We start from the raw sequence: 18383 nt of genomic DNA, 5'->3' as shown, positions 1-18383 counted from the left end.
CGACAAGGGAGGAGTCACGATGGCATCGGTGCGGGCGACGGCGGCGGCCCTCGTGTGCCTGGTGCTGCTCGCCCTCGCGCCGGCCGCGCTGTCGGCGCAGCGGGGCACGGCCGCGGAGACCGTGCTCCCGCTGCTGGTCTCGCGGGGCGGCGCCCCGGCCGCGGCCCTGCTCGCCCAGGACGGCACCCGTACCCGCTACGCGTCCGCCGGTACCGGCATCGCCCGCGCCGACCACTTCCGCGCCGGCAGCGTCACCAAGACCCTCATCGCCACGGTCGTCCTCCAACTCGCCGCGGAGCAACGGCTGAAGCTGTCCGACACCGTGGAGCAGCATCTGCCCGGCCTGGTGCGCGGCGCGGGCAACGACGGCCGCGCGCTGACCCTGCGCTCCCTGCTCACCCACACCAGCGGCCTGAGCGACTTCGCCGCGGACACCGGGGGCCTGGTCCCCGTCACTCCCGTGCAAGCCGTCCGGATCGCGCTCACCCACTCCCCGACCGCCCTCGGCCGCTACGCCTACTCCAACACCGACTACGTCCTGCTCGGCATGGTGATCCAGCAGGTCACCGGCGCCTCCTACGCCACCGAGGCCGAGCGGCGCATCATCGCTCCGCTGCGTCTGACGGGCACCTCCTTCCCCGGCTCACGCACCTCTCTCCCCTCCCCGCACGGCCGCGCCTACACCACCGACGGAACCGACGTCACCGCGCTCGACCCGCGGGTGGCCGGGGCCGCGGGCGAGCTGGTGACCACGCTCGCCGACCTGGACCGCTTCTACGCGGCGCTGTTCGGCGGCCGGCTGCTGTCCCCGTACTGGCTGCACGAGATGACCGACACCCGCACCGCACAAGGCCGGTACGGCATGGGGCTGTTCCCGGTGAAGCTGTCGTGCGGCACGACGGTGTGGGGGCACAACGGCCGTATCACCGGCAGCTACGTGCGCACCGCGGCCACCGTCGACGGCCGTCGTGTCCTCACCTTCCGCGTGAACACGACGACGGTCGCAGACCCCGACCTCGAACCGGCCCTGCTCGCCGCCGAGTTCTGCCCCCGCACCTCGTAGAACGACCGGGTTCCGAACGAAGATCCCGCCCCACGACACTCGTTCGAGTGATGCGGATCGAACCCGCTCCCGCCGGACTAGAGCGGCACGATGTCCGGGGCGCCCAACCGCGCCGCGTCCGCCGTCAGGTCGTCCGGCTGCCGCTGCGACTCCCGCTCCGCCTCCACCCGCTTCTCGTAGTGCTCGACCTCGCGCTCGATCTGGTCCTTGTTCCAGCCCAGCACCGGCGCCATCAGCTCGGCGGCCTCGCGGGCGGACCGCACGCCCCGGTCGAAGGTCTCGATGGAGATGCGGGTGCGCCGGGTCAGCACGTCGTCCAGGTGCCGGGCCCCCTCGTGCGAGGCCGCGTACACGATCTCGGCGCGCAGGTAGTCGTCGGCCGCGTGCAGCGGTTCGCCCAGCGACGCGTCCGCGGCGATGAGGTCGAGGACCTCCTCCGCGAGGGAGCCGTACCGGTTCAGCAGGTGCTCCACCCGCACGACATGGAGTCCGGTGCGCGCGGCGATCCGCGCCCGCGCGTTCCACAGCGCCCGGTACCCCTCCGCGCCCAGCAGCGGCACGTCCTCCGTGACGCACTCGGCGACCCGGGTGTCGAGCCCGTGCACCGCTTCGTCGACGGCGTCCTTGGCCATGACCCGGTACGTCGTGTACTTGCCGCCCGCCACGACGACGAGCCCCGGCACCGGGTGCGCCACGGTGTGCTCGCGCGAGAGCTTGCTGGTGGCGTCCGACTCCCCGGCGAGCAGCGGACGCAGGCCCGCGTACACGCCCTGGACGTCGTCGCGGGTCAGCGGGACCGCGAGCACGGAGTTCACGTGTTCCAGCAGGTAGTCGATGTCCGCGCTGGAGGCCGCCGGATGGGCCTTGTCGAGGTCCCAGTCGGTGTCGGTGGTGCCGATGATCCAGTGCCGGCCCCAGGGGATGACGAACAGCACCGACTTCTCGGTGCGCAGGATCAGCCCGGTCGAGGAGTGGATGCGGTCCTTGGGCACGACGAGGTGGATGCCCTTGGAGGCGCGGACGTGGAACTGCCCCCGCTCGCCGACCATCCCCTGGGTGTCGTCGGTCCACACCCCGGTGGCGTTGACGACCTGCTTGGCGCGGATCTCGTACTCCCCGCCCGCCTCGACGTCCTCCACCCGGGCCCCGACCACCCGCTCGCCCTCGCGCAGGAACCCGGTCACGCGCGCGCGGTTGGCGGTCTTGGCGCCGTAGGCGGTCGCGGTGCGCACGAGGGTGGCCACGAAGCGGGCGTCGTCCATCTGGGCGTCGTAGTACTGGAGCGCCCCGACCAGTGCGTCCTTCCTCAAGGCGGGTGCGACACGCAGGGCGTGACGGTGGCTCAGATGCCGGTGCCGGGGGAGCCCCCGGCCGTGCCCGCGCGCCATCGACATCGCGTCGTAGAGCGCGACGCCCGATCCGGCGTACCACCGCTCCCAGGCCTTGTGCTGCAAGGGGTACAGGAAGGCCACGGGCTTCACGAGGTGCGGGGCGAGCCGTTCGAGCAGCAGCCCGCGCTCCTTCAACGCCTCGCGTACGAGGGCGAAGTCGAGCATCTCCAGATAGCGCAGGCCACCGTGGATCAGCTTGCTGGAGCGGCTGGAGGTCCCCGACGCCCAGTCACGCGCCTCGACCAGGCCCACGGACAGGCCCCGGGTCACCGCGTCGAGCGCGGTGCCCGCTCCGACCACTCCGCCACCCACCACCAGCACATCCAGTTCGCGCTCGGCCATCGCCGCGAGTGACTCGGCGCGCTGCGCCGGTCCCAGTGTCGCTGTCCTCACCACTGCCTCCCGCTGTCGGTCACGCCGGTCCCACACGTGTCCCACCCCTGCCCAAAGTCTGACCGGCCTGCCCGACTTCAGCCACCAGTCGCCCCCAGCCTGTGGACAACTTTCACTGGCGCGTACCCCGTAGGCCACGTGAGCTCACAGCGCCGCCCGAAGACACACGGAACCAATCCCGTATTTCGGTCATATTTACTCCTAGTCTGACATTGCGCTCGCTCGTCCAGTCCACAGGGCTTGCGCACCTGTCCCGCTTCGGTTACTGGGAAGGACGGCCCACGCCATGCCCGCAGATCTCGCCGTGATCGGACTCGGTCCCTACGGACTGCCCCTGGCCCAGGCCGCCGTCGCCGCCGGCATCGCCACGGTCGGCTACCGCACGGGCCCCGAACCCGGCTCCCTCAGCCCCGCCGAACTGCGCCGGATGCTCTCGGGGGGCTTCCGGACGGCCGCGGGGCCGGCCGAACTCGGCCGTGTCCGTACGGCGGTCATCTGCGCCCCGACCCCGGCGGGCCCGGACGGCGGCCTGGACCTGAGCCAGGTCGAGACGGCCGCCCGCACCCTGGCCGCGCACCTGCGCCCGCACACCACGGTGATCCTGGAGTCCCCGGTGCCCCCCGGCACCACGGAGGAATTCCTGCGCCCGCTCCTCGAAGAGGGCTCACGTCTGCGCGCGGGCCGCGACTTCCACCTCGCCTACTCGCCCACCCGCGTGGATCCCGGCAACCGCGACTTCACCCCCGCCAACACCCCCAAGGTGATCGGCGGCCTCACGCCCGCGTGCACGGAGTCGGCGGCGGCCTTCTACTCACGTCTCACCGACAAGGTGGTACGCGCGCGTGGCCCGCGCGAGGCGGAGACGGTCCAGCTCCTGGAGACCAACTTCCGCCACGTCAACATCGCTCTCGTCAACGAGATGGCCGTCCTCTGCCACGACCTCGGCGTCGACCTCTGGGACGTCATCCGCTGCGCGGAGACCAAGCCGTTCGGCTTCCACGCCTTCCGCCCCGGCCCGGGCGTCGGCGGCCACGCGGTCCCCCGCGACCTGACCGCCGGCAGCCCCGGCGGCGGCCGCTCCCTGCGCATGGTCGAACTCGCCCGGCAGGTCAACGACCAGATGCCGCGTTACGTCGTCCAGCGCGCCGCCGCCCTCCTCAACGAGCACGGCAAGTCCGCGCGCGCCGCCCGGATCCTCCTGCTCGGCGTCACCTACAAGCCCGACCTCGCCGACCAGCAGGCCACCCCCGCCCAGGAGGTCGCCGTACGCCTGATGGAACTCGGCGCCTCCGTCAGCTACCACGACCCCCACGTCCCGTCCTGGAGCGTCCTGGACCGCCCGGTCCCCCGCGCGGACTCCCTCTACGAGGCGGCGGCCGACGCGGACCTGACGATCCTGCTCCAGCAGCACCGGACGTACGACCTCCAGGGCCTGTCGGTGAAGGCCCAGCTGCTGCTGGACACGCGGGGGGCCACGCCCACGGGGGCGGCGCACCGCCTCTGACGTCAAAACGCCGGTGGCGCTGTCGGACCCACCTGTTAATCTCCCCTCACTCGTCGCACAGTCGTGCGCACGCTTCTCTGCTTCACCATTCCGCTTGTTCCATCCCGTGGGGGGATTTCTGTCATGAGCCAGTCAGCGCCACCGCCTGCCCAGCCGCCCGCCCAGCCCGAGCCCCAGCCGGTCGACGGCGTCCCGTCGGCGCCGCAGCCGGCCGACGGCGCTCCGTACGCCCCGCAACCCGGCGCCGTGCCCCCGCCTCCGGCACCGGGAGTCCCGTACGGGGCCGTCCCCGCCCCCGCTCCGGTGCGCAACAACCTCGGCCTCGGCCTGGTGGCCGCCTTCGTCGCCGCCCTGGTGGCCGGCGGTGTCTACGGCGCGATCATCGGCCTGACCAAGCACGAGATCGGCTGGGCGGCGGTCGGCGTCGGCTTCCTGGTCGGCCTCGCCGCAGGGCGCCTCGGTGGCCGCAACCCCGTACTGCCGGTGGCCAGCGCGGTCCTGTCGCTGGGCTCCGTCTACATCGGCCAGCTGGTGGGCGAGGGGATCATCGGCGCCAAGGAGACCCCGCTGAGCTTCAGCGAACTCTTCTTCCAGCACTTCGACGTCCTCCAGGAGGCATGGAAGGCGGACGCCGACCCGCTGACGTTCCTGTTCTTCGCGATCGCCGCGTACGTCGCCTTCACCGGCGCCAAGAAGGCGGCGCACTGACGCTGCCGGCACCCGGCAAAGGGGCGGCGCATCGGGGGTGAAGGGGGGCGCGTGGGTGCGGCGGGCTCCGGGGCTGGTGGCATGCGAGGCGCGGCGCGGGTACCTTACGGAGACAGGTGGGGTCCGCCGCAGGTGGCAATGCGGCAGGCTCGTGGATGGATCACGGAGTATCCGCCCCTACGCTGCTTGGGGGCGGCCGCTCACCATCACGCCCACCAGGTGGAGCCCACCGCAGCGGCCACTGCGGCAGGCTCCTGGATGGTTCACGGAGTGTCCGCCCCTAGTCTTTGTGGGGGCGGCCGCTCACCATCCGAAAATCCGCAAGATCCACCTCCTCCGGCACTTCACCATCCGAAGACGGATCCGGTCCCAGCGGGTGGGCTTGCGGTGGCGACCCATCGGCGCCCCCTTCCACGACACCGCCCAGTGGCCTGGTAGACGGTTCGTTGGACATCGGGCCAGGCCCCGAGGAGCGGGGCCTGGAACCAAATCCTTGGAAGGGGGCGCTCCAGAAGACTGGGGCGCCGACACGGACGCTATCGCCCTCGCCCCGCCTGACCAGCCCGTTTCCACCCCGAACGCAACCGCGCGCCCCCGCACCACCCCACGCGCCGCCCACCTCACAAAGCGCCAGGGCACGCAAAAGGCCGGCCACCCCACCCGGGATGACCGGCCCTCAAGCCGTCGTAAGCCCTGCCGCTACCGCTTGTGCTGCGAGTCCGCCACCGTCACCTCGACGCGCTGGAACTCCTTCAGCTCGCTGTACCCGGTGGTCGCCATCGCCCGCTTCAGCGCGCCGAAGAAGTTCATCGAGCCGTCCGGGATGTGCGACGGACCGGTGAGGACCTCCTCGATGGTGCCGACCGTGCCGAGGTCGACCTTCTTGCCGCGCGGCAGCTCCTCGTTGACGGCCTCCATGCCCCAGTGGTGCCCGCGACCCGGCCCGTCGGTGGCGCGGGCCAGCGGGGAGCCCATCATCACGGCGTCCGCGCCGCAGGCGATCGCCTTGGGGAGGTCGCCGGACCAGCCGACACCGCCGTCGGCGATCACGTGCACGTACCGGCCGCCGGACTCGTCCATGTAGTCGCGCCGGGCCGCGGCGACATCGGCCACGGCGGTCGCCATGGGCACCTGGATGCCCAGTACGTTGCGGGTCGTGTGCGCCGCGCCGCCGCCGAAGCCGACCAGGACGCCCGCCGCGCCGGTGCGCATCAGGTGCAGGGCGGCCGTGTAGGTGGCGCAGCCGCCGACGATCACCGGGACGTCGAGCTCGTAGATGAACTGCTTCAGGTTCAGCGGCTCGTGCGAACCCGAGACGTGCTCCGCCGAGACGGTCGTACCGCGGATGACGAAGATGTCCACGCCCGCGTCCACCACGGCCTTGGAGAACTGCGCCGTGCGCTGCGGGGAGAGCGCGGCCGCCGTGACCACGCCGGAGTCGCGCACCTCCTTGATGCGCGCGCCGATCAGCTCCTCCTTGATGGGGGCGGAGTAGATCTCCTGGAGGCGCCGGGTGGCCGTCTCGGAGTTCAGGCCGACGATCTCGTCGAGCAGCGGCTGCGGGTCCTCGTGCCGCGTCCACAGGCCTTCGAGGTTCAGCACGCCGAGGCCGCCGAGCTCGCCGATGCGGATCGCGGTGGCCGGGGAGACGACCGAGTCCATGGGGGCGGCCAGGAAGGGCAGCTCGAAGCGGTAGGCGTCGATCTGCCAGGCGATCGAGACCTCCTTCGGGTCGCGCGTACGACGGCTGGGGACGACGGCGATGTCGTCGAAGGCGTACGCCCGGCGGCCGCGCTTGCCGCGCCCGATCTCGATCTCAGTCACGTGTGTGGCCTTTCCCTGATGCGTTGCAGCGCCTTCCAGTATCCCCGACGGGTACGACAAGGGCGGCCCCGGATGCTCCCGGAGCCGCCCTCACGCGCGCGTGGCCTTCAGGAAGGACTCACTTACGGCTGTAGTTCGGCGCCTCGACCGTCATCTGGATGTCGTGCGGGTGCGACTCCTTCAGGCCCGCGGAGGTGATCCGCACGAAGCGGCCCTTGGACTCCATCTCGTCGATGGTGGCCGCGCCCACGTAGCCCATGGTCTGGCGCAGACCGCCGACGAGCTGGTGCAGGACGCTGGAGAGCGGGCCGCGGTAGGGCACCTGGCCCTCGATGCCCTCGGGGACGAGCTTGTCGTCGGAGCCGACCTCGGCCTGGAAGTAGCGGTCCTTCGAGTACGACTTCGCCTGGCCCCGGGACTGCATGGCACCGAGCGAGCCCATGCCGCGGTACGACTTGAACTGCTTGCCGTTGATGAACTGGAGCTCGCCGGGCGACTCCTCGCAGCCCGCGAGCAGCGAGCCGAGCATCACGGTGTCGGCGCCGGCGGCGAGCGCCTTGCCGATGTCGCCGGAGTACTGGAGGCCGCCGTCGCCGATGAGCGGGATGCCGGCCGGGCGGGCGGCGAGGGAGGCCTCGTAGATCGCGGTGACCTGCGGGACGCCGATGCCGGCGACGACACGGGTCGTACAGATGGAGCCGGGGCCCACGCCGACCTTGATGCCGTCGACACCGGCGTCGATGAGCGCCTGGGCGCCGTCGCGGGTGGCGACATTGCCACCGATGACGTCGACGCCGACACTGGACTTGATCTTCGACATCCAGCTCAGCGCGTTGCTGTTGTGGCCGTGCGAGGTGTCGACGACGAGGAAGTCCACCCCGGCCTCGGCGAGCGCCTGGGCGCGCTCCAGGGCCTCGGGGCTGGCGCCGACGGCGGCACCGACGAGCAGGCGGCCCTCGGCGTCCTTGGCGGCGTTGGGGTACTTCTCCGCCTTGACGAAGTCCTTGACGGTGATCAGGCCCTTGAGGACACCGGCGTCGTCGACCAGCGGCAGCTTCTCGATCTTGTGCCGGCGCAGCAGGTCCATGGCGTCGGTGCCGGAGATGCCGACCTGGCCGGTGACCAGCGGCATCGGCGTCATGACCTCGCGCACCTGGCGGCTGCGGTCCGACTCGAAGGCCATGTCGCGGTTGGTGACGATGCCGAGGAGCTTGCCGGCCGGGTCGGTGACCGGGACCCCGCTGATGCGGAACTTGGCGCACAGCGCGTCGGCCTCGGCGAGGGTCGCCTCGGGGTGCACGGTGATGGGGTCGGTGACCATGCCGGACTCGGACCGCTTCACCAGGTCGACCTGGTTGACCTGGTCCTCGACCGAGAGGTTGCGGTGCAGCACGCCGACGCCGCCGAGGCGGGCCATCGCGATCGCCATGCGGGACTCGGTCACCTTGTCCATGGCGGCGGACAGCAGGGGGATGTTCACCCGGACATTGCGGGAGATGCGGGACGAGGTGTCGACCGCGTTGGGGAGTACCTCGGAGGCTCCCGGCAGCAGCAGCACGTCGTCGTAGGTCAGCCCGAGCGTCGCGAATTTGTCGGGCACTCCGTCGACGTTTGCAGTCATGACACCTTCCCCAAATGGCCTTGATCGGTGCGGATGTCCATGCTAACGGGAAGCGAGGCCGTCACATTCCACGGTTCGGACGCACTCCGGGCTTCGTATATTCGTACGGAATCGGCGCGGGGCCTGTTCAGGCAGCGGCCCTCACTGCTCGGCCAGGGCCCGCAGCCTGCTCAGCGCCCGGTGCTGCGCCACACGGACCGCGCCGGGTGACATTCCCAACATCTGACCCGTCTCCTCCGCCGTCAACCCCACGGCGATGCGCAGCAGCAGCAGCTCGCGCTGGTTCTCGGGGAGGTTGGCCAGGAGCTTCTTGGCCCATTCCGCGTCACTGCTGAGCAGCGCCCGCTCCTCGGGACCGAGGGAGTCGTCGGGCCGCTCGGGCATCTCGTCCGAGGGGACGGCCGTGGAACCGGGGTGGCGCATCGCGGCGCGCTGGAGGTCGGCGACCTTGTGGGCTGCGATGGCGAAGACGAACGCCTCGAAGGGGCGCCCGGTGTCCCGGTAGCGCGGCAGGGCGAGGAGGACGGCTACGCAGACCTCCTGCGCGAGGTCCTCCACGAAGTGCCGGGCGTCGCCCGGGAGGCGGGACAGACGGGTGCGGCAGTAGCGCAGGGCCAGCGGGTGGACATGGGCGAGCAGGTCGTGCGTGGCCTGCTCGTCCCCTTCCACGGCGCTGTGGACGAGCGCACCGATCGCCCCATGGGGATGAGCCGCCTCGTCGTCGCGCATCGGTCCATGGTGCCTTGGCGTCGTTGGATCCGTGGCATCGCGCTGGTTGTTGTGCACCGAAGCGTTATGAGCAGGTGCGCCGGAACCCATACCCTGCGCCCTCCCCTTCCGCTCGACCGACTCGTCCCCGAGAGACTCCACATCTCAAGGATGCGGCATCCGCCGCGAAACAAGCAGCGGGGCATCGAAGAGGCCGCTCGACCGCGCCCCTTCAGGGGCGCGGGGAACTGCGCGACCAGCCACGACGGGCCCGCACCAATACGACGACCGATCCGATCGAGCTCCTAGCGAACCAGACCCCACCGGAACCCGAGCGCCACGGCGTGCGCCCGGTCCGACGCACCCAGCTTCTTGAACAGCCGCCGGGCGTGCGTCTTGACGGTGTCCTCGGAGAGGAACAGCTCGCGCCCGATCTCGGCGTTGGACCGACCGTGGCTCATGCCCTCGAGCACCTGGATCTCACGCGCGGTGAGCGTGGGCGCCGCGCCCATCTCGGCGGACCGCAGCCGACGGGGGGCGAGCCGCCACGTCGGGTCGGCGAGCGCCTGCGTGACAGTCGCCCTCAACTCCGCGCGGGACGCGTCCTTGTGGAGGTAGCCGCGCGCCCCCGCGGCCACCGCGAGCGCGACCCCGTCCAGGTCCTCCGCGACGGTGAGCATGATGATCCGCGCACCGGGGTCCGCGGACAGCAGCCGCCGCACGGTCTCGACGCCGCCCAGACCGGGCATGCGTACGTCCATCAGAATCAGGTCCGAACGGTCCGCGCCCCAGCGGCGGAGGACTTCCTCGCCGTTGGCCGCGGTCGTCACGCGCTCGACGCCGGGCACGGTCGCGACCGCGCGGCGCAGCGCCTCTCGGGCAAGCGGGGAGTCGTCGCAGACGAGGACGGATGTCATGGCCGCCCTCCGCAGCTGATGCACGTCACCTTGAGCCTCCAGGCTGGTACGAAATCGTCACCTGTGCGGTCGACCGTCTCGGACGCCTGCCCGAGCACTTGTTGTTTCAACCGCCTCCGCACTCTCAACGACGGTCACCCGAAAGAGTTACGGGGCTGCACACTGTCTTCGGCACTCTACGTGAGGGCGCGGACACGGTGCAGACATGCACGGCGGACCCACAACGTTTCATCACAACCCATGCCCCATTCAGACCCTTTTCTTCCCATTTCCTGGTGTCTGAGGCTAGATTCGCAATGAGTCATATTTTCATATCCTTAGATCGTAGATGTACGGTCGTGGACACCGTATCCGCCCAGAACGGCTACAAGGGGTCACGCAATGGCAGATTTCTCCCGCCTTCCAGGACCGAACGCGGACCTGTGGGACTGGCAGCTCCTGGCTGCCTGCCGCGGGGTGGACAGCTCGCTCTTCTTCCATCCGGAGGGCGAGCGCGGTGCGGCTCGGAGCGCTCGCGAGAACTCGGCCAAGGAGGTCTGCATGAGGTGCCCGGTGCGCGCGCAGTGCGCGGCGCACGCGCTCGCGGTGAGAGAGCCGTACGGCGTGTGGGGCGGGCTGACCGAGGACGAGCGCGAGGAGCTCATGGGGCGGGCGCGGCACCGGCTGGTGTCGGCGTCGTCCGTCGGGAGCGGCGCATCGAACAATTGAAGGAACGTTTCTCCATTGGAAGGGCACGCGCGCGCGTGCCCTTCCTCACGTCTGTCCCGACTTCTGTCCCGCCGCGGCCGCGAGCCGCTCCAGCGTCGCCGCGACCGCCGGCACCCGGGCCAGGTCGGGCAGGGTGAGTGCGACGATCTCCCGCCGGACCGCCGGTTCCAGCGTCACCGTGCGTGCGCCCCGCGGCCGTACGGACTCCACGGCGAGCTGCGGCAGTACGGCGACCCCCAGCCCGGCGCCCACCAGGCCGACGACCGCCGGGTAATCGTCGGTCGCGAAGTCGATGCGGGGCGTGAAGCCGGAGCTCTCGCAGACCTCGACCAACTGGCCCCGGCAGCGCGGACATCCGGCGATCCACGACTCCCCGGCGAGCTCCCCGATGGCCACGGACCCCGCGCGCGCCAGGCGGTGCCGCTCCGGTACGAGGGCGACGAGCCGGTCGGTGAGCAGGGGCCGTACGACGAGGTCGTCCCACTCCCCCTCCTGGGCCGCGCCCTCGTAGCGGAAGGCGAGCGCGACGTCGCAGTCGCCTTCGCGCAACAGGGCGACGGACTGCGGGGGTTCGGCCTCCTCCAGGGAGACCCGGGTGCCGGGGTGGGCGGCGCGCAGGGCGGCGAGGGCGGTGGGGACCAGGGTGGAGCTGCCGCTGGGGAAGGAGACGAGCCGGACCCGGCCGGCCCGCAGGCCGGCGATGGCGGCGAGCTCCTCCTCGGCGGCCGTGAGGCCGGCCAGGATCCCGGCCGCGTGCCGGACCAGGGCCTCGCCCGCCTGCGTCAGGCGCATCTCCCGCCCGCTGCGGACGACCAGAGGAGTGCCCACGGACGCCTCCAGGGCCTTCATCTGCTGGCTGACGGCGGGCTGGGTGCAGCCCAGTTCGCGCCCCGCGGCGGAGAAGGAGCCGGTGGCGGCGACGGCACGCAGGACACGGAGATGACGGGCCTCGATCACGGCTCGAGGATAAGTGGGGCTTTGGTACGACGCCGAATAATGCGTGGCGTCTTTGGGAATCGGTCGCCTACCGTGCCGCCATGAAGCTTCTGTCGGTGAATCTGGGCCGTGCGAAGGCCGTGTCGTACACGGACAACCCCGAGGGCGTGACCGGTATCGACAAGCGTCCGGTGGAGGGGCCCGTGCGGGTGACCGCACCGGGGCCCAAGGGCATCGGCGGGAGCGCGCTCGCCGGGGACGCGGTGTGCAAGAAGCAGCATCACGGCGGCGACGACCAGGCGGTGTACGCGATGGCGCGCGAGGATCTGGACGAGTGGGAGGCTTCGCTGGGCCGCCCGCTGGCCAACGGCTCCTTCGGCGAGAACCTCACGACCCTCGGTGTGGACGTCTCCCGCGCGCGGATCGGCGAACGCTGGCGCATCGGGCCCGAGGTGGTGCTGGAGGTCACCTCCGCCCGGATCCCGTGCGGGACCTTCCAGGGCCACATGGGCGAGCCGCGTTGGGTGAAGCGGTTCACGCAGAAGGGCGCGCCGGGCGCGTATCTGCGGGTGATCCAGCCCGGCGAGATCCGCACCGGGGACCTCGTCGAGATCGTGCACCGGCCGGACCACGACGTGACGGTGGCCCTGGCCTTCCGGGCGATGACCACCGAACGGCCGCTCCAGCCACGGCTGTTGGCGGCGGGCGAGGCGCTCCACCCGGAGGTGCGGAAGTGGGCGCTCGACTACGTGGAGAAGCACGGCGCCTGACGGGACCCGGGCAGGCGGACGCTGTCGGTCCTGGTCATTAACCTTGCGCCATGACAACGGCATTGATTACGGGATCGACCGCGGGCATCGGTGCCGCGTTCGCACGGCGGCTCGCGGCCGACGGGCACAGCCTGGTGCTGGTGGCCCGCGACACCAAGCGGCTCCAGGAGCAGGCGACCGAACTCCACGACCGGCACGGCGTCGAGGTGGAGGTCCGCACCGCCGACCTCGCCACCGACGAGGGCATCGAGACGGTCGCCGCCCGCCTCTCCGACCGCAAGTCCCCCGTCGACCTCCTGGTCAACAACGCCGGCTTCGGCAACAAGGGCCGCTATCTCGACGTCTCCATGGCCGACGAGCTGAAGATGCTCAAGGTGCACTGCGAGGCGGTGCTGCGACTGACGTCGGCGGCGACGGAGGCGATGCGGGAGCGGGGGCGCGGGGGCGTGGTGAACGTCGCGTCGGTGGCCGCGTTCGTCCCGCGCGGGACCTACGGCGCCTCGAAGGCGTGGGTCGTGCAGTTCACCCAGGGCGTGGCGAAGGACCTGGCGGGCAGCGGCGTACGCCTGATGGCGCTGTGCCCCGGCTTCGTCCGCACGGAGTTCCACCAGCGGGCCGGCATGGGCACGGACAACATCCCGAACTGGATGTGGCTCGACGCGGACAAACTGGTGGCGGCGGCCCTGGGCGATCTGGCCCGGGGCAAGACCCTGTCGATCCCGGACCCGCGGTACAAGGCGCTCATGGGGTTGGTGAAGGTGGCGCCGCGGGGGCTGCTGGGCGGGATCTCGTCCAGGACGGGGCGGAAGTACGGGCCGCAGTAGGGCCCGAAAAGGCGGACAATGGTGCTGTTCGAACCGGACCCAGGGGGGCCGGAGGTGATCGCGCATGACGTTCGTACAGCTCATCGACTGCAGGACCAGCCGTTTCGACGAGATGGACCGGCTGATGGACACCTGGGTCGAGCAGACCAAGGGGAAGCGGACCGCGACGCACGCGGTGGTCGGCAAGGACCGGTCCGACGCGTCGCACTTCGTCGAGATCGTGGAGTTCCCGTCGTACGAGGAGGCGATGCGGAACTCGGGGCTGCCGGAGACGGAGCGGATCTTCCAGGGGATGGTCGCGCTGTGCGACGAGATGCCGACCTTCACCGACCTGGAGGTGGTGCGGGACGAGCAGCTCAACCCGGCGGCGTCACGGGAGTTCTTCGAGCGGGCCGGGCGGGCCGGGACGGCGGAGCTGTTCGAGCGGTTCACCGACGACTACCTCGACCATGATCCCGCCAATCCCGGGGATCTCGGGCTGGAGGCGGCGCGCGAGGAGTACGAGGGGTGGCGGCGGGCCTTCACCTTCAGCTTCCGCGTGGACGACCAGATCGCCCAGGACGACCGGGTGTGCACCCGCTGGACCTGGGCCGGCAAGCACACCGGCGAGTTCGTGGGCATCCCGGCGAGCGGGCAGAACGTCACCATGACCGGGACCACCTGGCACCGGTTCCGGGACGGGATGATCTGTGAGGGCTGGTGGCAGTACGACCGGGCGGGGCTGATGGAACAGCTGGGGGTCCTCGGTCAGTGACCGGGGTGGCCCCGCGAGGCCCGCGAAGGGGAAAGCCCCCGCCCTCTCTCCGCGTGGAGAGGGAGCGGGGGCTCCTTTGTGAGCGGTGGGCTCAGTGGGCGTGGCCGTGGCCGTGCCCGGCGGCGGCCGGCTCCTCCTCTTCCTTCTTCTCGACGACCAGGGTCTCGGTCGTCAGGAGGAGGGAGGCGATGGAGGCGGCGTTCTCCAGGGCGGAGCGGGTGACCTTGACCGGGTCGATGACGCCGGCCTTGACCAGGTCGCCGTACTCGCCGGTGGCGGCGTTGAAGCCCTGGCCCTTGTCGAGCTCGGCGACCTTGGAGGTGATGACGTAGCCCTCGAGGCCAGCGTTCTCGGCGATCCAGCGCAGCGGCTCGACGACGGCCTTGCGGACGACGGCGACACCGGTGGCCTCGTCGCCGGTCTTGCCGAGGCCGCCCTCGAGCACCTTGGCGGCGTGGACCAGAGCGGAGCCACCACCGGAGACGATGCCCTCCTCGACCGCGGCGCGGGTCGCGGAGATGGCGTCCTCCAGACGGTGCTTCTTCTCCTTCAGCTCCACCTCGGTGGCGGCGCCGACCTTGATCACGCACACGCCGCCGGCCAGCTTCGCGAGGCGCTCCTGGAGCTTCTCGCGGTCCCAGTCGGAGTCGGTGTTCTCGATCTCGGCCTTGATCTGGGCGACCCGGCCCTGGACGGCGGCGGAGTCACCGGCGCCGTCGACGATCGTGGTGTCGTCCTTGGTGACCGTGACACGGCGGGCGGAGCCCAGCACGTCCAGGCCGACCTGGTCGAGCTTGAGGCCGACCTCCTCGGAGATGACCTCGGCGCCGGTCAGCGTCGCCATGTCCTGGAGCATCGCCTTGCGACGGTCGCCGAAGCCGGGGGCCTTGACGGCGACCGCGTTGAAGGTGCCGCGGATCTTGTTGACGACCAGGGTCGACAGGGCCTCGCCCTCGACGTCCTCGGCGATGATCAGCAGCGGCTTGGAGGCGCCCGCCTGGATGACCTTCTCGAGGAGCGGCAGCAGGTCCTGGATCGAGGAGATCTTGCCCTGGTTGATCAGGATGTACGGGTCGTCGAGGACGGCCTCCATACGCTCCTGGTCGGAGACCATGTACGGGGACAGGTAACCCTTGTCGAAGGCCATGCCCTCGGTGAAGTCGAGCTCCAGGCCGAAGGTGTTGGACTCCTCGACGGTGATGACACCGTCCTTGCCGACCTTGTCCATCGCCTCGGCGATGAGCTCGCCGACCTGCTGGTCCTGGGCGGACAGCGCGGCCACGGCGGCGATGTCGGACTTCTCGTCGATCGGGCGGGCGGTCGCGAGGAGGTCCTCGGAGACCGCGGCGACGGCCGCGTCGATGCCCTTCTTCAGCAGCGCCGGGGAGGCACCCGCGGCGACGTTCTTCAGGCCCTCGCGCACCAGCGCCTGGGCGAGCACGGTGGCGGTGGTCGTACCGTCACCCGCGATGTCGTTGGTCTTGGTCGCCACCTCCTTCACCAGCTGCGCGCCGAGGTTCTCGTACGGGTCCTCGACCTCGACCTCACGGGCGATGGTGACGCCGTCGTTGGTGATGGTGGGGGCGCCGAACTTCTTGTCGATGACGACGTTGCGGCCCTTGGGGCCGATCGTCACCTTCACCGTGTCGGCAAGCTTGTTGACGCCGCGCTCGAGGGCGCGACGGGCGTCCTCGTCGAACTTCAGGATCTTCGCCATGGGAGCGGTTCAGCCCTCTCGGAAAATTGGGGTGAAACGAACTGCGCCCCAGACGCCCGGCTTCATAAGGTGGCGGGAGACCGGGGCGCAGCTCACAAGCAAAAAGCGGTGAATTACTTCTCGATGACCGCGAGCACGTCGCGGGACGAGAGGACGAGGTACTCCTCGCCGTTGTACTTCACCTCGGTGCCGCCGTACTTGCTGTACAGCACGATGTCGCCGACCTTCACGTCGAGCGGCAGGCGCTCGCCGTTCTCGAAGCGGCCCGGGCCCACGGCGAGGATGACGCCCTCCTGGGGCTTCTCCTTCGCGGTGTCCGGGATGACCAGGCCAGAGGCCGTGGTCTGCTCGGCGTCGAGCGGCTGGACCACGATGCGGTCCTCGAGCGGCTTGATGGCAACCTTGGAGCTGGCGGTCGTCACGATCCGACCTCCCCCTTCGGAGATCTCACGGGGTTAACTGTCTGAGGTGGCGACCAGGTCGATCCGTCGTCGCGGGTGCCGGACCTGCCCGTCGCTGTGTTGGCACTCTCACCTGCGGAGTGCCAGAGCCGAGACTATGACCACGGTTAGCACTCGGTCAAGCGGAGTGCCAATTCGCTGCGCTGGCGTGCCGGGTTCTGGTGCGGGTGGGTGGGGGTGAGCGTCCCGGGGGCTGCGCCCCCGGACCCCCATCGGCCTGCGGCCTCGTCCTCAAACGCCGGACGGGCTGAAATTTCTACAGGTAGTCCTCCAGCTTTCCCACCGTCAGGCCCCGCCGTTCGATCTCCCTCAGCACCGCCGTCGTCCGTTCCGTCAGGCTCGGGCCCGTCGCCTCGCCCGACGCCACCGACACGATGTCCCCCGCCCGCGGCGGACGCTCCAGGGCACGGCCTTCCACCGCGGCGCTCCACAGCACGAGTGCCGCCAGGCCGCAGTCGGTCGCCGCGCGGCGGGTCGTGGTGTCGTACGTCCCGTAGGGGGGCCGGAACAGGCGCGGGCGGATGCCGAAGCGGGCGTGGAGTTTCTCCTGCTGGCCGCAGATCTCGGCGCGCTGGCCGGCGTAGGGCAGGCCGCGCAGGGCGGGGTGGTCGAGGGTGTGGTTCTGGATGCTCGCGCCGACCGACTGGAGGCGCGCGAAGTGGCCGTACCCGGGTCCGGCGACGGTGTTCGTGAGGAACAGGCTGACCGGGAGCCGCAGTTCGCGGACCAGGTCGACGAACCGCGGGTCCCTCTCGGCGCCGTCGTCGTAGGTGAGGAAGACGACCTTGTCGGACGTCGGCACCCGCTTCACCACCGCCAGCGGGCCGTCCGGGTCCACCGCGACCGGGCGCGCCGGCCGGCGCGGGGGCGCGGGCAGGGGGGCGGTGAGGCCCCAGTGGCGGTACGGCCGTCCGTCCGCGCCGGCCGGGCCGTTCGACCCCACCCGCTGGGCGGCCTTGCGGCCCAGCCGTTCGATGGGGTCGACGGACTGGGCGCAGCCGGTGAGCAGTGCGGCCGCCAGTCCCGCGGCGACCAGTGCCCGAGGTCTCACAGGTAGTCCTCCAGGCGTGCGACGGCGTACCCCTCGGCCGTGACCTCGTCCAGGAAGCGGCGGACCATGTCGGGCATGGTGCCCTTCCAGTCCCCCCGGCCCCGGAAGTGGCTGAGCACGATGTCACCGGGGTGGATCCGCTGGTCGGTCTCGCGGTACTCCCAGTGGTCGACGAAGACCTCCTCGTTCCAGATCGGCGCGTACCGCACCCCGCAGGACTTCGCGGCTCGCAGGGTGTCCTCGTTGTAGTTGCCGTAGGGCGGGCGGAAGAGCAGGGGCCGGGTGCCGTAGCGCTTCTCGATGACGTCCTGCATCCCGCAGATCTCGTGCTTCTGGCGGGCGTACGACAGCGCGGGCAGGTAGGGGTGGTGGAGGGTGTGGTTGTTCAGTGCGACCCCCCGGTCCCGCATGCTCGCGAAGTAGCCGTAGTCGCTCTTGATCAGGTAGTCGCTGAGGAAGGCGGTGTACGGGACCTTCAGTTCGCTCATCATCCGCAGGAAAGCGGGGTCCTTCTCGGCGCCGTCGTCGACGGTCAGGAAGACGATCTTCCGGTCGGTGGGGATCGTGGTGAAGACCGGCGGGAGTCCGTTCTCCTCGTGGCCGTCGACCTCGAAGCCGCGGCGGGTGGTGATGCGGGGCTTCTGCGCGGGGGCGGGCGGCGCAACGAGCGGGGTCCGCTTCAGACCCCAGCGCCGGGCGGCGGCGATCCGGGCCCGCTCGGCGCGGAGTGCGGCGGCCCGGATGCGGGTCTTGTCGGCCTGGAGGTCGGCCGCGAAGTCGACGGCGGGGGCCGGGGGCGCCTTCAGGGGCTGCCCTCCCCGGGTCCCGGCGGCCCGCGGGGACCGCGGGTCGGTTCCGTCCTGACCGGCACAGCCGGAGACAAGGGCGGCCACGGCCAGGAGGACGAGCCCACTGCGGAGCGACACCACAAAAGCACTGTTTTTATACTTTTGTCCTACTGTTCCCATGGGGCGGGATCCTCGCAGGTCACACCCCTGATCCCGGGTCGACACCGCCACCGGAAGCGCGCCGT

Annotated in this window: 17 protein-coding genes; 7 read left to right on the top strand and 10 right to left on the bottom strand. The window is 70.8% G+C overall.

Annotated elements, in window-relative coordinates; translation table 11 throughout:
* Nucleotides 1-19: 19 nt before the first annotated feature.
* Complete coding sequence (locus AC2XR2_RS27285; RefSeq protein WP_491516537.1) at nucleotides 20-1063, top strand: serine hydrolase domain-containing protein; 1044 nt, start codon at nucleotides 20-22, stop codon at nucleotides 1061-1063.
* Nucleotides 1064-1140: 77 nt separating this feature from the next.
* On the opposite strand, the gene AC2XR2_RS27280 is transcribed toward AC2XR2_RS27285, so the two are convergent.
* Nucleotides 1141-2847 (bottom strand): glycerol-3-phosphate dehydrogenase/oxidase, encoded by a 1707-nt coding sequence (locus AC2XR2_RS27280; protein ID WP_381301515.1) that lies wholly within the window; start codon nucleotides 2845-2847, stop codon nucleotides 1141-1143.
* A 286-nt stretch (nucleotides 2848-3133) separates the two neighbouring features.
* On the opposite strand from AC2XR2_RS27280, the gene AC2XR2_RS27275 reads away from it, so the two are divergent.
* Together AC2XR2_RS27275 and AC2XR2_RS27270 are read left to right on the top strand one after the other, a co-directional pair.
* Complete coding sequence (locus tag AC2XR2_RS27275; protein ID WP_381301514.1) at nucleotides 3134-4351, top strand: nucleotide sugar dehydrogenase; 1218 nt, start codon at nucleotides 3134-3136, stop codon at nucleotides 4349-4351.
* Between the two features lie 123 nt (nucleotides 4352-4474).
* Nucleotides 4475-5059 carry a hypothetical protein gene (locus AC2XR2_RS27270; RefSeq protein ID WP_491516536.1) on the top strand — a complete coding sequence of 195 codons (585 nt, stop codon included), beginning with the start codon at nucleotides 4475-4477 and terminating at the stop codon, nucleotides 5057-5059.
* Nucleotides 5060-5758: 699 nt separating this feature from the next.
* Here AC2XR2_RS27270 and AC2XR2_RS27265 read toward each other — a convergent pair.
* From AC2XR2_RS27265 to AC2XR2_RS27250, 4 genes are all read right to left on the bottom strand, one after another.
* A complete protein-coding gene (locus AC2XR2_RS27265; protein ID WP_491516535.1) occupies nucleotides 5759-6883 on the bottom strand; it encodes a GuaB3 family IMP dehydrogenase-related protein in 1125 nt (374 codons plus the stop codon).
* Between the two features lie 118 nt (nucleotides 6884-7001).
* Complete coding sequence (gene guaB, locus AC2XR2_RS27260) at nucleotides 7002-8504, bottom strand: IMP dehydrogenase (RefSeq protein ID WP_330264957.1); 1503 nt, start codon at nucleotides 8502-8504, stop codon at nucleotides 7002-7004.
* A gap of 141 nt (nucleotides 8505-8645) precedes the next feature.
* Entirely contained in the window at nucleotides 8646-9233 is a 588-nt protein-coding gene (locus AC2XR2_RS27255) for a sigma-70 family RNA polymerase sigma factor (RefSeq protein WP_007384137.1), read from the bottom strand.
* Nucleotides 9234-9517: 284 nt separating this feature from the next.
* Nucleotides 9518-10129, bottom strand: a complete 612-nt coding sequence (locus AC2XR2_RS27250; RefSeq protein ID WP_003948568.1) for a response regulator transcription factor — start codon at nucleotides 10127-10129, stop codon at nucleotides 9518-9520.
* Nucleotides 10130-10510: 381 nt separating this feature from the next.
* On the opposite strand from AC2XR2_RS27250, the gene AC2XR2_RS27245 reads away from it, so the two are divergent.
* Nucleotides 10511-10837, top strand: a complete 327-nt coding sequence (locus tag AC2XR2_RS27245; RefSeq protein WP_007384136.1) for a WhiB family transcriptional regulator — start codon at nucleotides 10511-10513, stop codon at nucleotides 10835-10837.
* Between the two features lie 45 nt (nucleotides 10838-10882).
* Here the strand turns inward: AC2XR2_RS27245 and AC2XR2_RS27240 are convergent, their stop codons facing one another.
* Nucleotides 10883-11794 carry a LysR family transcriptional regulator gene (locus tag AC2XR2_RS27240; RefSeq protein ID WP_491516534.1) on the bottom strand — a complete coding sequence of 304 codons (912 nt, stop codon included), beginning with the start codon at nucleotides 11792-11794 and terminating at the stop codon, nucleotides 10883-10885.
* 80 nt (nucleotides 11795-11874) lie between these two features.
* Here AC2XR2_RS27240 and AC2XR2_RS27235 point away from each other — a divergent pair, with 80 nt between their 5' ends.
* The 3 genes from AC2XR2_RS27235 to AC2XR2_RS27225 all read left to right on the top strand — a co-directional run bounded on the left by AC2XR2_RS27235 (nucleotide 11875) and on the right by AC2XR2_RS27225 (nucleotide 14121).
* Complete coding sequence (locus tag AC2XR2_RS27235) at nucleotides 11875-12543, top strand: MOSC domain-containing protein (RefSeq protein ID WP_491516533.1); 669 nt, start codon at nucleotides 11875-11877, stop codon at nucleotides 12541-12543.
* Nucleotides 12544-12593: 50 nt separating this feature from the next.
* A complete protein-coding gene (locus tag AC2XR2_RS27230; RefSeq protein WP_391191645.1) occupies nucleotides 12594-13367 on the top strand; it encodes an SDR family NAD(P)-dependent oxidoreductase in 774 nt (257 codons plus the stop codon).
* Between the two features lie 64 nt (nucleotides 13368-13431).
* Nucleotides 13432-14121, top strand: a complete 690-nt coding sequence (locus tag AC2XR2_RS27225; RefSeq protein ID WP_381301509.1) for an ester cyclase — start codon at nucleotides 13432-13434, stop codon at nucleotides 14119-14121.
* Between the two features lie 91 nt (nucleotides 14122-14212).
* Here the strand turns inward: AC2XR2_RS27225 and groL are convergent, their stop codons facing one another.
* The 4 genes from groL to AC2XR2_RS27205 form a co-directional block, all read right to left on the bottom strand.
* Nucleotides 14213-15838 carry a chaperonin GroEL gene (gene groL / locus AC2XR2_RS27220; protein ID WP_381301508.1) on the bottom strand — a complete coding sequence of 542 codons (1626 nt, stop codon included), beginning with the start codon at nucleotides 15836-15838 and terminating at the stop codon, nucleotides 14213-14215.
* A 113-nt stretch (nucleotides 15839-15951) separates the two neighbouring features.
* Nucleotides 15952-16260, bottom strand: coding sequence for a co-chaperone GroES (groES, locus tag AC2XR2_RS27215; protein ID WP_031477499.1), 309 nt, complete (start codon nucleotides 16258-16260; stop codon nucleotides 15952-15954).
* A 295-nt stretch (nucleotides 16261-16555) separates the two neighbouring features.
* Nucleotides 16556-17350 (bottom strand): polysaccharide deacetylase family protein, encoded by a 795-nt coding sequence (locus AC2XR2_RS27210; RefSeq protein ID WP_491516532.1) that lies wholly within the window; start codon nucleotides 17348-17350, stop codon nucleotides 16556-16558.
* Complete coding sequence (locus AC2XR2_RS27205; protein WP_491516531.1) at nucleotides 17347-18318, bottom strand: polysaccharide deacetylase family protein; 972 nt, start codon at nucleotides 18316-18318, stop codon at nucleotides 17347-17349. The genes AC2XR2_RS27210 and AC2XR2_RS27205 overlap by 4 nt, the downstream gene beginning before the upstream one ends.
* Between the last annotated feature and the right edge of the window lie 65 nt (nucleotides 18319-18383).

The organism is Streptomyces sp. LS-MS-L19 (genome assembly GCF_058382285.1).
The sequence above is the reverse complement of the archived record's forward strand: the minus strand, read 5'-3'. Positions and strand labels throughout refer to the sequence as shown.

What these genes read in the sequence shown, in the direction of transcription:
- AC2XR2_RS27285 (WP_491516537.1), top strand. Translation starts at nt 20, where the DNA reads ATGGCATCGGTGCGGGCGACGGCGGCGGCCCTCGTGTGCCTGGTGCTG.
- AC2XR2_RS27275 (WP_381301514.1), top strand. Translation starts at nt 3,134, where the DNA reads ATGCCCGCAGATCTCGCCGTGATCGGACTCGGTCCCTACGGACTGCCC.
- AC2XR2_RS27270 (WP_491516536.1), top strand. Translation starts at nt 4,475, where the DNA reads ATGAGCCAGTCAGCGCCACCGCCTGCCCAGCCGCCCGCCCAGCCCGAG.
- guaB (WP_330264957.1), bottom strand. Translation starts at nt 8,504, where the DNA reads ATGACTGCAAACGTCGACGGAGTGCCCGACAAATTCGCGACGCTCGGG.
- AC2XR2_RS27255 (WP_007384137.1), bottom strand. Translation starts at nt 9,233, where the DNA reads ATGCGCGACGACGAGGCGGCTCATCCCCATGGGGCGATCGGTGCGCTC.
- AC2XR2_RS27250 (WP_003948568.1), bottom strand. Translation starts at nt 10,129, where the DNA reads ATGACATCCGTCCTCGTCTGCGACGACTCCCCGCTTGCCCGAGAGGCG.
- AC2XR2_RS27245 (WP_007384136.1), top strand. Translation starts at nt 10,511, where the DNA reads ATGGCAGATTTCTCCCGCCTTCCAGGACCGAACGCGGACCTGTGGGAC.
- AC2XR2_RS27235 (WP_491516533.1), top strand. Translation starts at nt 11,875, where the DNA reads ATGAAGCTTCTGTCGGTGAATCTGGGCCGTGCGAAGGCCGTGTCGTAC.
- AC2XR2_RS27230 (WP_391191645.1), top strand. Translation starts at nt 12,594, where the DNA reads ATGACAACGGCATTGATTACGGGATCGACCGCGGGCATCGGTGCCGCG.
- AC2XR2_RS27225 (WP_381301509.1), top strand. Translation starts at nt 13,432, where the DNA reads ATGACGTTCGTACAGCTCATCGACTGCAGGACCAGCCGTTTCGACGAG.
- groL (WP_381301508.1), bottom strand. Translation starts at nt 15,838, where the DNA reads ATGGCGAAGATCCTGAAGTTCGACGAGGACGCCCGTCGCGCCCTCGAG.
- AC2XR2_RS27205 (WP_491516531.1), bottom strand. Translation starts at nt 18,318, where the DNA reads ATGGGAACAGTAGGACAAAAGTATAAAAACAGTGCTTTTGTGGTGTCG.